16 protein-coding genes are annotated in these 13192 nt (G+C 72.0%); 13 read left to right on the plus strand and 3 right to left on the minus strand.

Features of this window, described 5'->3' with window-relative positions:
• Positions 1 to 68: 68 nt before the first annotated feature.
• From RCO28_RS28565 to RCO28_RS28590, 6 genes are all read left to right on the plus strand, one after another.
• Entirely contained in the window at positions 69 to 662 is a 594-nt protein-coding gene (locus tag RCO28_RS28565) for a DUF5134 domain-containing protein (protein WP_308944172.1), read from the plus strand.
• A 171-nt stretch (positions 663 to 833) separates the two neighbouring features.
• On the plus strand, positions 834 to 1769 hold the full coding sequence (locus RCO28_RS28570; RefSeq protein WP_308944173.1) for a M56 family metallopeptidase: 936 nt from the start codon (positions 834 to 836) through the stop codon (positions 1767 to 1769).
• A 66-nt stretch (positions 1770 to 1835) separates the two neighbouring features.
• Positions 1836 to 2546, plus strand: a complete 711-nt coding sequence (locus RCO28_RS28575) for a phosphatase PAP2 family protein (RefSeq protein ID WP_308944174.1) — start codon at positions 1836 to 1838, stop codon at positions 2544 to 2546.
• Between the two features lie 407 nt (positions 2547 to 2953).
• The gene (locus RCO28_RS28580; protein WP_308944175.1) at positions 2954 to 3649 is read left to right on the plus strand and encodes an HAD-IA family hydrolase; all 696 of its coding nucleotides are present in this window, start codon (positions 2954 to 2956) and stop codon (positions 3647 to 3649) included.
• A 43-nt stretch (positions 3650 to 3692) separates the two neighbouring features.
• Positions 3693 to 4241, plus strand: a complete 549-nt coding sequence (locus RCO28_RS28585) for an AAA family ATPase (protein ID WP_308944176.1) — start codon at positions 3693 to 3695, stop codon at positions 4239 to 4241.
• Positions 4238 to 4777 carry a 2'-5' RNA ligase family protein gene (locus tag RCO28_RS28590; protein ID WP_308944177.1) on the plus strand — a complete coding sequence of 180 codons (540 nt, stop codon included), beginning with the start codon at positions 4238 to 4240 and terminating at the stop codon, positions 4775 to 4777. Before RCO28_RS28585 ends, RCO28_RS28590 begins: the two co-directional genes overlap by 4 nt.
• A 13-nt stretch (positions 4778 to 4790) precedes the next feature.
• Here the strand turns inward: RCO28_RS28590 and RCO28_RS28595 are convergent, their stop codons facing one another.
• On the minus strand, positions 4791 to 5138 hold the full coding sequence (locus tag RCO28_RS28595; RefSeq protein WP_308944178.1) for a VOC family protein: 348 nt from the start codon (positions 5136 to 5138) through the stop codon (positions 4791 to 4793).
• 189 nt (positions 5139 to 5327) lie between these two features.
• Here RCO28_RS28595 and RCO28_RS39480 point away from each other — a divergent pair, with 189 nt between their 5' ends.
• Complete coding sequence (locus RCO28_RS39480; protein ID WP_372460710.1) at positions 5328 to 5402, plus strand: 50S ribosomal protein bL37; 75 nt, start codon at positions 5328 to 5330, stop codon at positions 5400 to 5402.
• A gap of 73 nt (positions 5403 to 5475) precedes the next feature.
• Here the strand turns inward: RCO28_RS39480 and RCO28_RS28600 are convergent, their stop codons facing one another.
• Entirely contained in the window at positions 5476 to 6702 is a 1227-nt protein-coding gene (locus RCO28_RS28600; protein ID WP_308944179.1) for an acyl-CoA dehydrogenase family protein, read from the minus strand.
• A gap of 163 nt (positions 6703 to 6865) precedes the next feature.
• Between RCO28_RS28600 and RCO28_RS28605 the strand changes: the two genes are divergently transcribed.
• The gene (locus RCO28_RS28605; RefSeq protein ID WP_308944180.1) at positions 6866 to 7510 is read left to right on the plus strand and encodes a TetR family transcriptional regulator; all 645 of its coding nucleotides are present in this window, start codon (positions 6866 to 6868) and stop codon (positions 7508 to 7510) included.
• A gap of 308 nt (positions 7511 to 7818) precedes the next feature.
• Here RCO28_RS28605 and def read toward each other — a convergent pair whose 3' ends face one another.
• On the minus strand, positions 7819 to 8382 hold the full coding sequence (gene def / locus RCO28_RS28610) for a peptide deformylase (RefSeq protein ID WP_308944181.1): 564 nt from the start codon (positions 8380 to 8382) through the stop codon (positions 7819 to 7821).
• A gap of 138 nt (positions 8383 to 8520) precedes the next feature.
• Here def and RCO28_RS28615 point away from each other — a divergent pair, with 138 nt between their 5' ends.
• The 5 genes from RCO28_RS28615 to RCO28_RS28635 all read left to right on the plus strand — a co-directional run bounded on the left by RCO28_RS28615 (position 8521) and on the right by RCO28_RS28635 (position 13170).
• Positions 8521 to 9768, plus strand: a complete 1248-nt coding sequence (locus tag RCO28_RS28615) for a MurT ligase domain-containing protein (RefSeq protein WP_308944182.1) — start codon at positions 8521 to 8523, stop codon at positions 9766 to 9768.
• A 41-nt stretch (positions 9769 to 9809) separates the two neighbouring features.
• The gene (locus RCO28_RS28620; RefSeq protein WP_308944183.1) at positions 9810 to 10538 is read left to right on the plus strand and encodes a glutamine amidotransferase; all 729 of its coding nucleotides are present in this window, start codon (positions 9810 to 9812) and stop codon (positions 10536 to 10538) included.
• 232 nt (positions 10539 to 10770) lie between these two features.
• Positions 10771 to 11796, plus strand: a complete 1026-nt coding sequence (locus RCO28_RS28625) for a 6-phosphofructokinase (protein ID WP_282514418.1) — start codon at positions 10771 to 10773, stop codon at positions 11794 to 11796.
• A 91-nt stretch (positions 11797 to 11887) separates the two neighbouring features.
• Entirely contained in the window at positions 11888 to 12838 is a 951-nt protein-coding gene (locus RCO28_RS28630) for a cytochrome c oxidase assembly protein (RefSeq protein ID WP_308944184.1), read from the plus strand.
• Positions 12839 to 12990: 152 nt separating this feature from the next.
• Entirely contained in the window at positions 12991 to 13170 is a 180-nt protein-coding gene (locus RCO28_RS28635) for a hypothetical protein (protein WP_282534182.1), read from the plus strand.
• The last annotated feature ends 22 nt before the right edge of the window (positions 13171 to 13192 follow it).

Below are 13192 nucleotides of genomic sequence, written 5' to 3' on the forward strand. Positions count from 1 at the left end.
ACCGGGCATCGACCTGTCGACACGGATGAGTGCCGATACGTCGACGGTGACGGAGGGGGAGGTGTGCCGTGCACGGACCGGCACTGGCCGGGTGGCTGCTCGTCGCGTTGTGCACGGCGACCGGGGCGTACTGCCTGCTGCGGATGCGCAGCCCGGTCGCCGAGCAGCGCAGCGCGGCGGGCGGTGAGGCTCTGATGGGGTTCGGGATGGCGGTGATGGCGGTCCCGGCCGCGGTGTTCGGGCCGCCCCGCTGGGCGTGGTGGGCGTACGGAGTGGTGTTCGGCACGGCCGCGGTGCGCGCGCTGTGGAATGCGCGAGGGCACGCCCGTGCGCATCACCTGCACCATCTCGTCGGCACCCTCGCGATGGTGTACATGGCGGTGGCGATGGCGGCGGCGCCCGCGGGAAGCGCGGGGCACGCGGCGCATGCGGGTCCGGCGGGCGCCCCGCTGGTCACCGGTGTGCTGCTGCTGTACTTCGCCGGGTACGTGCTCGGGGCAGGGGTGCGGCTCGTGCCTGCTGCGGGTTCGGTCGGGGGCCCAGGCGGGGGCGCGGGTGCCGGGGGCGTTGGTGCCGTGGCCTGGGGGGACCGGGCCGAGGTGGCGCTCGCCTGCCGACTCGCCATGGGCATCGGGATGTTCGCGATGCTGCTGACGATGTGAGCCCTCCGCGCCACGGACGTGGCGCTAGGGCCTGTCCGCTACGAAATCCGTGGCATGCGCCGACCCCCTGCGGAATCCGTCGTCGACGCCCACACCTACGAAATCCGTGGCGTGCGTCACTTGACGGCTCAGCCCATGTCCTCCGGTAGCGCGCACTCATAGGCTGGGGTCATGTTGGTCCCCGTCGCCCTGCTCATGCTCGGCGCGCTGACCGCCGTCGTGGGCCCCAGACTCCTTGCACGCGCCGAGTGGCCGGAGCGCGAACCCGTGGTCGCGCTGTGGGTGTGGCAGTGCGTGATCGCGACCGTGCTGCTGTGCTGCGCGCTGTCCATGACGCTGAGCGCCGCCGCGGCCTGGCAGGCAGTACGAGGACAGCTCTTCGCGCCCGCCCCACAAGGCGTCGTCGAGGCGTACGCCCTGTCGGCCGCGGGCCCTTGGGCCGCCGCCACCGCAGTCGCGCTCGCCCTCGGCGGGGTGTGGACCGCTGCGATGCTGAGCCGCGAGGTGTTCCGGGCGCGCGTCCGCCGCCGCGCGCGCCGGGCCGAACTCCTCGTACGCTCCCCACTGCTGCCCGGCGAGGAGCCCGGCACGGACCGCCTGGTCGTTCTGGAAGGTGAGCGTCCGGATGCCTGGTGGCTGCCCGGCACGGCGCCCCAACTGGTCATCACCACCGCCGCGTTGCGCCGCCTGAAGGGCCGTCAGCTCGATGCGGTCCTCGCCCACGAGCAGGGCCATGCGCAGGCCCGCCACGACTGGCTGCTGCACTGCTCGGGCGCGCTCGCCAACGGCTTTCCGCAGGTACGGGTCTTCGCGTCGTTCCGCGACGAGATGCACCGGCTCGTGGAGTTGGCGGCGGACGACGTGGCCTCGCGCCGCTTCGGGCGCCTGACGATCGCGCTCGCCCTGGTCGAACTGAACGAGCACCGGGGTGTGTTCGGCCCCTGCCCCGGCACGATGGCCGAAGTGCCGCAGCGCGTGCAGCGGTTGCTGTCGCCGCTGCCCCGGCTCACCGCGGGCTGCCGCCTGCGTCTGACCGCGGCGGCCGCTCTTGTTCCGGTGGTCCCGGTGCTGATCGCGTTCGTTCCGGGTCTGAGCGCCCTCGGCTGAGCCGCGCCGCCCATTCCTCCCGTTCGGCTCTGGCCCGTACGGGCGCGCGTCGGCGAGGATCTTCGTATGCACTCCGCACCACGCCCCGACGCGCCCCAGAACTCCCCCGCGGCGGAAGGTCCGTCGGCGCCGCTTGCCGGGCGGGCGGGCCGAGTCTCCGCCGCCGTGCTCGGGGTGCTGACCGCTCTGCTGGTCGGCGCCGTGGCGGCCGACTGGGCGCCGCTGCTCGACGCCGACGCCTCGCTCGCCCGCGCCACCCACCGCTGGGCCGTCGAGGATCCGACGCTGACCCAGACCAACCGGATCCTCACCGACTGGATCTGGGACACGTGGACGATGCGCGCGCTGTGCACGGTCCTGGTCGTCTGGCTGTGGTGGCTCGGCGACCGGCGGCTCGCCGTGTGGGTGGGCGCGAGCTGCCTCTTCGCGACGCTGCTGCAGCAGGGCCTGAAGGCGGCCGTCGGGCGGGAGCGGCCGACGTGGCCGGACCCGGTCGACAGCGCCCACTTCGCGGCGTTCCCGTCCGGGCACGCGATGACGGCTACGGTCGTCGGCGGCCTCGTCCTGTGGGTCCTCGCCCTCCGTCACGTGGGCCGCGCGGTATGGCGCACGGCGCTCACGGTGACGACCGTCTCGGTCCTCGGCGTGGGCTGGACCCGAGTCTGGCTCGGCGTCCACTGGCCATCGGACGTCCTGGGCGGCTGGCTCATCGGCACACTCCTGGTCCTGCTCACGGCGGTGCTGTACGGCCGGACGGCGCGAGCGGGACGTCCCTGACGGGCCGCGGTTCCCGCCGAACGACCGGACCGGGACGGGACGTTCTCGACCAGGCCAGGCCGGGCCGGGCCGGAGCACCGAGGACCCGCGCACGCGGCGCGCCCTGCCTGCGCCTCCCGTCACCAACACGGGCAGGCCCCGGAAACCGCCCTGCGCGCCGGACGCCGCAGACGGGCCGCGGTTTCCCGCCGAACGGCCGGACCGGGACAGGCCGTTCTTGCCCGGGCCGGGCCGGGCCGGGGCGCCGAGGACCAGCGCACACGGCGCGCTTGCCGTGACCGTGCCGCCCGTTCGCCTGCGCGGGGGCCAGCGCCGTCAGCCGGCCAGTACCGCGATCCGTTGTACGGGAGCCGGAGGCCGCCCCCGCGTTCTTGACCGGGTTGGGCGTGGGCGCTGAGGATCGGGGGATGGCGATCAAGGGTGTGCTGTTCGACTTCTCCGGAACCCTGCTGCGTCTCGAGTCCACCGAGTCCTGGCTGCGCGCCACTCTGGACGCGTCCGAACTGACCGTTGCCGACGAGGAGTTCAGGCACTACGTCGCCGAGCTGGAAGCCGTCGGCGCGCTGCCCGGCGGCACGCCTCCCGGTACGGTCCCCGCGCACCTGGAGGAGCTGTATGCCACCCGGGACGTCAGCGCCGAGCTGCACCGCGCGGCGTTCACCGGTCTGTCCCGCGAGGTGGCCCTGCCGGCGCCCGGCCTCCACGAGGCGCTGTACGACCGCCACAGGACTCCGGCCGCCTGGCGTCCCTACCCGGACACCGCCGACGTGCTCGCCGCACTCAAGGAGCGCGGACTGCTCGTCGGCGTGGTCAGCAACATCGGCTGGGACCTGCGGCCCGTCTTCCGCACGCACGGCCTCGACCGGTACGTCGACACGTACGTCCTGTCGTACGAACACGGCGTGCAGAAGCCCGATCCGCGGCTGTTCGCGGTGGCCTGTCAGGCACTCGGGGTGGCGCCGGAGGACGCGTTGATGGTGGGTGACGACCGGCGGGCGGACGGGGGCGCCGCCCGGCTCGGCTGCTCGGTGCACTTCGTGGACCACCTGCCGGTGGAGCAGCGCCCGGCGGGTCTGGAACCGGTGCTCGCACTCCTCGACTGAGCCCGCGCGCCCGGCAGTTCGGGCCCGGTGCTACGGTCCCGGGATGATCGTCTGGATCAACGGCGCCTTCGGCAGCGGCAAGACGACCCTGGTCGCGCACCTGCGCAGGCGGCTGCCCGAGGCGCTGGTCTTCGACCCCGAGGACGTCGGCCAGGTGCTCAGCCGCATCGTCGACGTACCCACCGGGAACTTTCAGGATCTGCCGCTGTGGCGCCGCCAGGTCGCGGAGCTTGGCCTCGGCCTGGTCGCGGAGTACGAGCGTCCGCTCCTTGTGCCGATGACGCTGGTCGATCCCCGGTACGCGGCGGAGGTCTTCGGCGCCTTCGACCGTGCCGGGGTCACGCTGCACCACTTCTTCCTGCGCGTGCCGCCCGAGGAGCTGGAGCGCCGGATCGAGGAGCGCACGGTCGCGCCCGGCGACCCGGAGCGTGACGCCGCCGCCAGGCGCTGGTGCCGGGCCATGATCGAACCGTGCACGGCCGCCGTCGCCACGCTGCCCGAGCGGACGGTCCTCCTGGACGGGCTGCTGCCCGAACAGCGCCTGGTGGACGAGGTGTTGGGCCACCTGGACGCGCAGGTCGCCCCGGCGTGAGCGGCACGGACGAGGACGCGCACGGCTGGCCGGACCGTCCCGGTGACACCGCGCTCACCATCAAGGTGCCCGCGGCCGACCCACTGGTGCGGGCTCCCTTCCCCGCGCATGTCACGGTGCTCTACCCCTTTCTGCACGCGAGCCGCATCGACGCGGCGACGGACGCACGGCTCGGCACGCTCTTCGCCGGGCACGAGGCGTTCGAGCTGACCTTCGCCGAGTTCGGCCGCTACCCCGGTGTGCTGTACCTGGACCCGTGGCCGCACGACCCGGTCACCGCCCTCACCAAGCAGCTCATGGAGTGCTGGCCGGAGGCGGTGCCGTACCGCGGGATCTTCGGCGCGAGCCCGTTGGCGCCGCATCTGACCCTCGCCAACGACGCAGGCCCGGACACCTGCCGTTCCGCGTACGACGCGCTGGAGGCCGAACTGGCGCCGACGCTGCCGCTGACCGCGCCCGTGACCGCCGTCGACCTGATCGTCTGGGACGGCACGGGCTGGCGGGACCGCACGGCGTACCCGCTGCGGCAGGCCTGACCAGGGGCGACGCTCAGGCGACCGGGTTCTCGATCAGGGTGACGCGGTTGCCGTCCGGGTCCTCGACGGCGGCGAAGCGGACGCGCTGCGCGCCGGGCGCGACCGGGCCTGGGGTGATCTCGCGGGCCACGAGGTCCGCGAGGGCCTTGTCGAGGTCGTCCACGACGAGGTTCACCAGGGTGCTGCCGGCCTGCTCGGGCGCCTGGAAGACCTGCAGCCAGGCGTACGGCGCGATGTGCCAGTCGGCGAGGCCGGGCATCGGGCGGGCGTCGGCGGGGCGGCCGAGGAGCCGCTCGTACCAGGCGACCGAGGCGTCGATGTCACGCACGGGGGCGACCGCGAGGACGTGGGTGAAGGACATGAGCACAGCCTTTCGCGTGGGTCGTACGAGGGTGCCGATGACGGAGCACCGTCCTCACCCTTACCGACTCCCCCGGCGCCTGCGACTTCGCCCCCGCTTCGGATGCGGCCTCGGACCACCCCTCCCTACACTGGCCAGCACGCCGACATATCCCGAAATAGTCGGCACGTACGGCAAGGAGCCGCCTCCATGTCCAAGCGAGGGAACAAGCGCCGCGCCCGTAAGAAGAAGGGCGCCAACCACGGAAAGCGCCCCAACACCTGAGCGGTGAGCGCACTGCGGCCCCCGCCCGAGTTCGGGTGGGGGCCGCGGCGTACTCGCGTACAGGCCGGATGATCTAGCGGATCGGCAGGCCCGAGAGCGTGCGGGCGATGACCAGGCGCTGGATCTCGCTGGTGCCCTCGAAGATCGTGTAGATCGCGGCGTCGCGGTGCATCCGCTCGACCGGGTACTCGCGCGTGTAGCCGTTGCCGCCGAGGATCTGGATCGCCTGGGCGGTGACCTTCTTGGCCGTCTCGCTGGCGTACAGCTTGGACATCGAGCCCTCGGCGTTCTCGAACTTCTTGCCCGTGGTCGCCATCCAGGAGGCGCGCCAGACCAGGAGCCGGGAGGCGTCGACCTGGGTGGCCATGTCGGCGAGCTGGAAGGCGACGCCCTGGTTGTCGATGATCGGGCGACCGAACTGCTCACGCGTCTTCGCGTACTCCAGCGCCTCCTCGTACGCGGCACGCGCGGTGCCGACCGCCATGGCACCGACGGCCGGGCGGGACGCCTCGAAGGTGGCCATCGCGGCGTTCTTCACACGCTCGCCGCCCTTCTTGGCCTTCTCGCGGGCGCGGGCGAGGCGCTCGTCCAGCTTCTCCTTGCCGCCGAGCAGGCAGTGGCCGGGAACGCGGACGTCCTCCAGGACGACCTCGGCGGTGTGCGAGGCGCGGATGCCGTGCTTCTGGAACTTCTGGCCCTGCGAGAGGCCCTCCGTGTTCGGCGGCACGATGAAGGAGGCGTGCCCCTTGGAGCCGAGCTCGGGGTCGACGGAGGCGACGACGACGTGGACGTTGGCGATGCCGCCGTTGGTCGCCCAGGTCTTCGTGCCGTTGAGGACCCACTCGTCCTTGGCCTCGTCGTACACCGCGCGGGTACGCATCGAGGCGACGTCGGAGCCGGCGTCCGGCTCGGAGGAGCAGAAGGCGGCGACCTTCACGTCGTTCGGGTCGCCGTACATCTGCGGGACCCAGGTGCCGATCTGCTCCTCGGTGCCGTTGGCGAGGACGCCGACGGCGGCGAGGCCCGTGCCGACGATGGACAGGGCGATGCCCGCGTCGCCCCAGAACAGCTCCTCCATCGCCATGGGGATGCCGAGTCCGGTCGGGTCGAAGAACTGCTGGGCGTAGAAGTCCAGGGAGTAGATGCCGAGCTTGGCGGCCTCCTGGATGACGGGCCAGGGGGTCTCCTCGCGCTCGTCCCACTCGGCGGCGGCGGGGCGGATCACATCGGCGGCGAAGCCGTGCAGCCAGTCCCGGACCTCCTTCTGCTCGTCGTTCAGGTCCATGGTGAACTCGGCCATGCCCGTCCCCTCCAACACCTTGTTACTTGCGGTAACTCGAGTCTGTTACCCGCCAGTAGCGCCTGTCAACTCCGCGGTGCCGTTCGATGCGTTCGAGGACCCGAACCGGCGGGTGCTACGTTGCGCGTTGCGTCACGGAATCGCACGGGCGGGGAGAAACACCATGGACACGACTGAACGGACCGAGCAGGCCCTGGCGGCTGAGCGCCGCAAGCGGGAGCTGCTCGAGGCCGCCGACCGGGTCGTGCTGCGCGACGGCCCCGGAGCGTCGATGAACGCCATCGCCGCCGAGGCCGGCATCACCAAGCCCATCCTGTACCGGCACTTCGGCGACAAGGGCGGGCTCTACGCGGCCCTCGCCAAGCGCCACACCGACGCGCTCCTCGCCTCTCTGCGCGCCGCCCTGGACGCCCCGTCGGAACGCCGCGCGCGCGTCGAGGCCACGCTCGACACGTACCTCTCGGCCATCGAGGGTGCGCCGCAGGTCTACCGCTTCCTGATGCACCCCGCCGACGCCGCCTCGCCCGGCGAGCAGGGCTTCGACGTGGGCCGGCACTCCGCGCCGCTGCTGCGCAGGCTGGGCGAGGAGCTGGCCGAGGTGATCGCGGAGCGGGTCGACCTCGGTTCGGACAGCGAGCGGCTCGCGCGGGTGTGGGGGCACGGGATCGTCGGCATGATGCATGCGGCGGGTGACTGGTGGCTGGGTGAACGGCCCTGCAGCCGGGCCGAGTTGGTGCGGGATCTGGCGGATCTGTTGTGGGGGCGGCTCGCTGCCGCGGGGAATCGTGAGGGGGGTCCTGGGTTCTGACCCGCACCGTCGGCTCGGTGCACGCCGGTCGCCCTGCGGGCTCGTCCTCAAACGCCGGACGGGCTCGTCTTGGTCCCCTCCCCGCCCCTTCCCGAAAGCTTGCAGCGGCTGTCGTTCGACTGACCCGCCGTCGTGGCTTGTCGCGCCCCGCGGCGGAGCCGCACATGTCACAGCCCCGCGCCCCTGAAAAACCAGCCCCTCCGGCGATTGAGATGGGGGTCCCCCTGCTCGAGCGGAGCCGAGAGCTTGGGGGAGGGTCTGGGGCGGAGCCCCAGTTCGGGAAGGGGCGGGGAGGGGAAAGAAGCGCGCTAGCCGAGTGCCCGCACGTCCACGCCCGCGCCCCAGGGTGCCCGCCGCGCCGCGCGCAATAGCCGGGCGCGACGCCAGTTGCCGAGACGGGACGGGTAGACCGTGCCCTCCAGGTGATCGCACTCATGCTGGAGGCACCGGGCGAACCAGCCCGTGCCCTCGATGCGGACCGGGGCGCCGTGGCGGTCCACGCCCTCGATCAGCGCGCGGTCGAAGCGCGGGGTCTGCGCCTCCAGGCCCGGCAGGGAGAGGCAGCCCTCGGGGCCGCGTACGGTGTCGCCGTCGGCGGCGATCAGGCGCGGGTTGACCACGTGCCCGAGGTGGCGGCGGTCCTCGTCGTCCGGGCAGTCGTAGACGAACACCCGCTGCGGGACGCCGACCTGGTTGGCGGCGAGGCCCACGCCCTCGGCGGCGTACATGGTCGCGAACATGTCGTCGATCAGGGCGGACAGTTCGGGGCCGAACTCGGTGACGTCCTCGCAGGGCCCGTGCAGCACGGGGTCGCCGAGCAGGGTCAGGGGCCGTACGCGCCCGGAACTGCCGGGGATCGATCCGTGTCGCATAGCGGTCAAGGGTACGTTCCGGTGTATTGCGGCGGGCGTCACGGTGCCGCAGTTCGGGCAGCGGCGGGGATCTCGATAGGCTGATGCGACCAGTGCCGGGGGCAGGCGCGGCGCCGGAAGCAAGGAGGAACAAGGACGATGGCAGCAAACCCGGGTGGTGTGGACCCGCTGTCGCCGCGGGCCAAGCTGGCCGTGACGGCCGGCAAGGCGGCCGCGGCGGTGTCGCGGGCGGCCGGCCGCGGCAGCGGTTCGGTGATCGGCGGCCGTGTGGCCCTGAGGCTCGACCCGGATCTGCTCGGCCGGCTCGCCCAGCACCTCGATGTGGTGCTGGTCTCGGCGACCAACGGCAAGACCACCACCACGCGACTCATCGCGGAGGCGCTCGGCGCCGCCGGGCCCGTGGTGTCCAACGCGCTCGGCGCGAACATGCCCGCGGGCATCACCTCGGCGCTCGCCGGTGGTTCGGACGCCAAGTTCGGTGTGATCGAGGTCGACGAGAAGTACCTCGCCGGAGTCGCGCGCGACGTGGCCCCGAAGGCCATCGCCCTGCTCAACCTCTCCCGCGACCAGCTCGACCGGGCCGCCGAGACCCGCATGCTGGCCGAGAGGTGGCGCGAGGGCCTGGCCGGCTCCAAGGCCACGATCATCGCCAACGCCGACGACCCGCTCGTGGTGTGGGCCGCGTCCTCCTCGCCGAACGTGGTGTGGGTCGCGGCGGGCCAGGAGTGGAAGGACGACGCCTGGTCCTGCCCGTCCTGCGGTGGCGTGATGCAGCGCCCCGGCGACGACTGGTTCTGCGGCGAGTGCGGTTTCCGCCGCCCCGCGCCGAGCTGGGCGCTCAACGGCGACCACGTGCTCGACCCGCACGGCTCCGCCTGGCCGATCCAGCTCCAGCTGCCCGGCCGCGCCAACAAGGCCAACGCCACCAGCTCCGCCGCCGTCGCCGCCGCCTTCGGGGTGCCGCCGCAGGTCGCCCTGGAGCGGATGTACCAGGTGCAGGCGGTCGCCGGACGGTACGACGTCGTGCAGTTCATGAACCGCGACCTGCGGCTGCTGCTCGCGAAGAACCCGGCCGGCTGGCTGGAGACGTTCTCGCTGATCGACCCGCCGCCCACGCCGGTGATCCTCTCGGTGAACGCGCGCGGCGCCGACGGCACGGACACCTCCTGGCTGTGGGACGTCGACTACACCCGTCTCGCCGGGCACCCGATCTTCGTGATCGGCGACCGCAAGCTGGACCTGGCCGTACGCCTCGAAGTGGCCGGTCTGGAGTTCCGGGTCTGCGACAGCGTCGACGAGGCCGTGCAGCTGGCTCCGCCCGGACGGATCGAGGCGATCGCCAACTACACCGCCTTCCAGGACCTGCGCCGCCGCGTCGGCAACTGACCCGCGCCTCAAGGCACTTCAAGGATTGAGGACCATCAAGCATGAGTGACAACAGTCTTCGCCTGGTGTGGGTCTACCCGGACCTGCTGAGCACCTACGGCGACCAGGGCAACGCCCTCGTCGTGGAGCGCCGCGCCAACCAGCGCGGCCTGCACGTGGAGCGCCACGACGTACGCAGCGACCAGCCGGTGCCGACCTCCGGCGACATCTACCTGATCGGCGGCGGCGAGGACCGACCGCAGCGGCTCGCCGCCGAACGGCTCCGCCGCGACGGCAACTTGAGCCGCGCGGTCGCCAACGGCGCGATCGTGTTCTCGGTGTGCGCGGGCTACCAGATCCTCGGCCACGAGTTCATCAACGACCTCGGCCAGCGCGAGCCCGGCCTCGGCCTGCTCGACGTGACCTCCACCCGCGGCGAGGGCGAACGCTGCGTCGGTGACGTACTGGGCGACATCGACGAGCCGCTCGGCCTGCCGCAGCTGACCGGGTTCGAGAACCACCAGGGCGTCACGCACCTCGGCCCGACCGCCCGCCCGCTCGCCCGGGTCCGCCTCGGCAAGGGCAACGGCACCGGCGACGGCACCGAAGGCGCGTACAACGACACGGTGTTCGGCACGTACATGCACGGCCCCGTGCTCGCCCGGAACCCGCAGATCGCCGACATGCTGCTGCGCCTCGCGCTCGACGTGAACGCGCTGCCGCAGGTCGACGACCGCTGGTACGAGGCGCTGCGCTCCGAGCGGATCGCGGCCGCAACGCAGCCCGCCTGAGCGGGACCACCACCGCATGAGCGGGTCCACGCAGCCCGCCTGAGCGGGCCTCAGCACGCTTGAGCGGACGCCTCAGGGGTCTTCACGACCCCTGAGGCGTTTTTGTCGTCTTGGACGAAGACCGGCCCTTGGAACGGATTCGGCGCCGTCGCTTCGCACTAGTAGGGTGACGCTGTCTTAGCCGGACGACGTGGTCCGGTCATCCGCCCCACGTTGCAAGGGTTCTTGGGTCATGCGTATTGGTGTCCTCACCTCCGGCGGCGACTGCCCCGGCCTCAACGCGGTCATTCGCTCAGTCGTGCACCGTGCCGTCGCCGACCACGGCGACGAGGTCATCGGCTTCCACGACGGGTGGAAGGGCCTGCTCGAGTGCGACTACCGCAAGCTCGACCTCGACGCCGTCGGCGGCATCCTCGCGCGCGGCGGCACCATCCTCGGCTCGTCCCGCGTCCAGCCCGCCCATCTGCGCGACGGCGTCGAGCGGGCCAAGGGCCACGTCGCGGAGCTCGGGCTCGACGCGATCATCCCGATCGGCGGTGAGGGCACGCTGAAGGCCGCGCGGCTGCTTTCCGACGCCGGGCTGCCGATCGTCGGCGTCCCGAAGACCATCGACAACGACATCGCGGTCACCGACGTCACCTTCGGCTTCGACACCGCGGTCGGCGTCGCCACCGAGGCGCTCGACCGCCTGAAGACCACCGCCGAGTCGCACCAGCGCGTCCTGATCGTCGAGGTCATGGGCCGCCACACCGGCTGGATCGCGCTCAACTCCGGTATGGCCGCCGGTGCGCACGCGATCGTCGTGCCCGAGCGGCCCTTCGACATCGAGGAGCTGACCGCGAAGGTCGGCGCCCGCTTCGAGGCCGGCAAGAAGTTCGCCATCGTCGTCGCCGCCGAGGGCGCCAAGCCGCGCGCCGGTTCGATGGAGTTCGACGAGGGCGGCAAGGACATCTACGGCCACGAGCGGTTCGCGGGCATCGCCCGGCAGCTCTCCATCGAGCTGGAGCAGCGCCTCGGCAAGGAGGCCCGGCCGGTGATCCTCGGCCATGTGCAGCGCGGCGGCACCCCCACCGCGTACGACCGGGTGCTCGCCACGCGCTTCGGCTGGCATGCCGTCGAGGCCGCGCACCGCGGGGAGTTCGGCATGATGACCGCGCTGCAGGGCACCGAGATCATCATGGCGCCGCTCGCGCAGGCCGTGGAGACACTGAAGACGGTGCCCGCCGACCGGTACGCGGAGGCCGAGACCGTCCTCTGACCCCGGCTGCCCCGAACCGCCCCCGGCCGAACTCCCGGCCGGGGGCGGTTCTACTCTGGTTCGGACAACCGGCACGAATCAGGAGCAGCGGATGGATCACAGCGGGCACGGCATGATGATGGATCTGCCGCCGTTCACGCTGGGCCGAGCCCTTCAGTTCTCTTCGGACCCGTTCTTCCTGGTGGGCTGCCTGCTGGCGCTCGGCCTGTACGGATGGGGCATGGTGCGGCTTCGGCGCCGCGGCGACTCCTGGCCGGTGGGCCGGACGATCTCGTTCGTGCTCGGTGTGCTGACCGTCGCCCTGGTGATGTGCACCAAGCTGAACGACTACGGCATGGTCATGTTCAGCGTGCACATGGTGCAGCACATGGTGATCAGCATGCTGTCGCCGATCCTGCTGCTCCTGGGCGCGCCGATCACGCTCGCGCTGCGGGCGCTGCCGGTCGCGGGGCGTGGGCGCAAGGGGCCGCGCGAGCTGCTGCTGATGCTGCTGCACAGCCGGTACATGAAGGTGATCACGCACCCGGCCTTCACCATCCCGCTGTTCATCGCGAGCCTGTACGCGCTGTACTTCACGCCGCTCTTCGACTTCCTGATGGGCTCCACGCCGGGGCACATCGCGATGATGGTGCACTTCCTCGCGGTGGGCATGGTGTTCTTCTGGCCGATCATGGGCGTGGACCCGGGGCCGCACCGGCCGGGGTACATCATGCGGATGCTGGAGCTGTTCGCGGGCATGCCGTTCCACGCGTTCTTCGGCATCGCGCTGATGATGGCGACCCAGCCGATGGTCGGTACGTACATGAACCCGCCGGCCTCGCTCGGCATCGACGCCCTGGCCGACCAGGAGGCGGCCGGTGGCATCGCCTGGGCGTTCAGTGAGATCCCCTCGGTGGTCGTGCTCGTGGCGCTGCTGTTCCAGTGGCGCAAGTCGGAGGAGCGCGAGGCCCGCCGCAAGGACCGCGCGGCGGACCGGGACGGCGACAAGGAGCTGGAGGCGTACAACGCGTATCTGGCCTCGCTGCACGCGCGGGGGCAGTAGCACACCGCTCACCTGGAAGGCCCCCGGAACGTGCAGTTCCGGGGGCCTTCTGTTACGCACGCTGGCGGAACCGGGCCCGGGCGCGAGACGATGTCCCCAGGTCACCGGTGGACACCGGCCGGGTGTCCGCTCGGCGCGAGGAGGGTGTTGCGATGCCCGGTTCCACGAAGATGCCCAGTTCCACGAAGACGATGGGGGTGGCCACCGTCGGAGCGCTCGTCGCGGTGACGGGCTACACGGTCGCCCTCGGCAGCAACGGCTGGCTGTGGTTCGGCTGGATCGTGCTCGGACTGATCACGGCCGCGATCGCGTTGTCCAACCCGGCTCCCTGAGGGCCCCGCCGTCCCAGCACGT

Source organism: Streptomyces sp. LHD-70 (assembly GCF_031157275.1).
Taxonomy (GTDB): domain Bacteria; phylum Actinomycetota; class Actinomycetes; order Streptomycetales; family Streptomycetaceae; genus Streptomyces.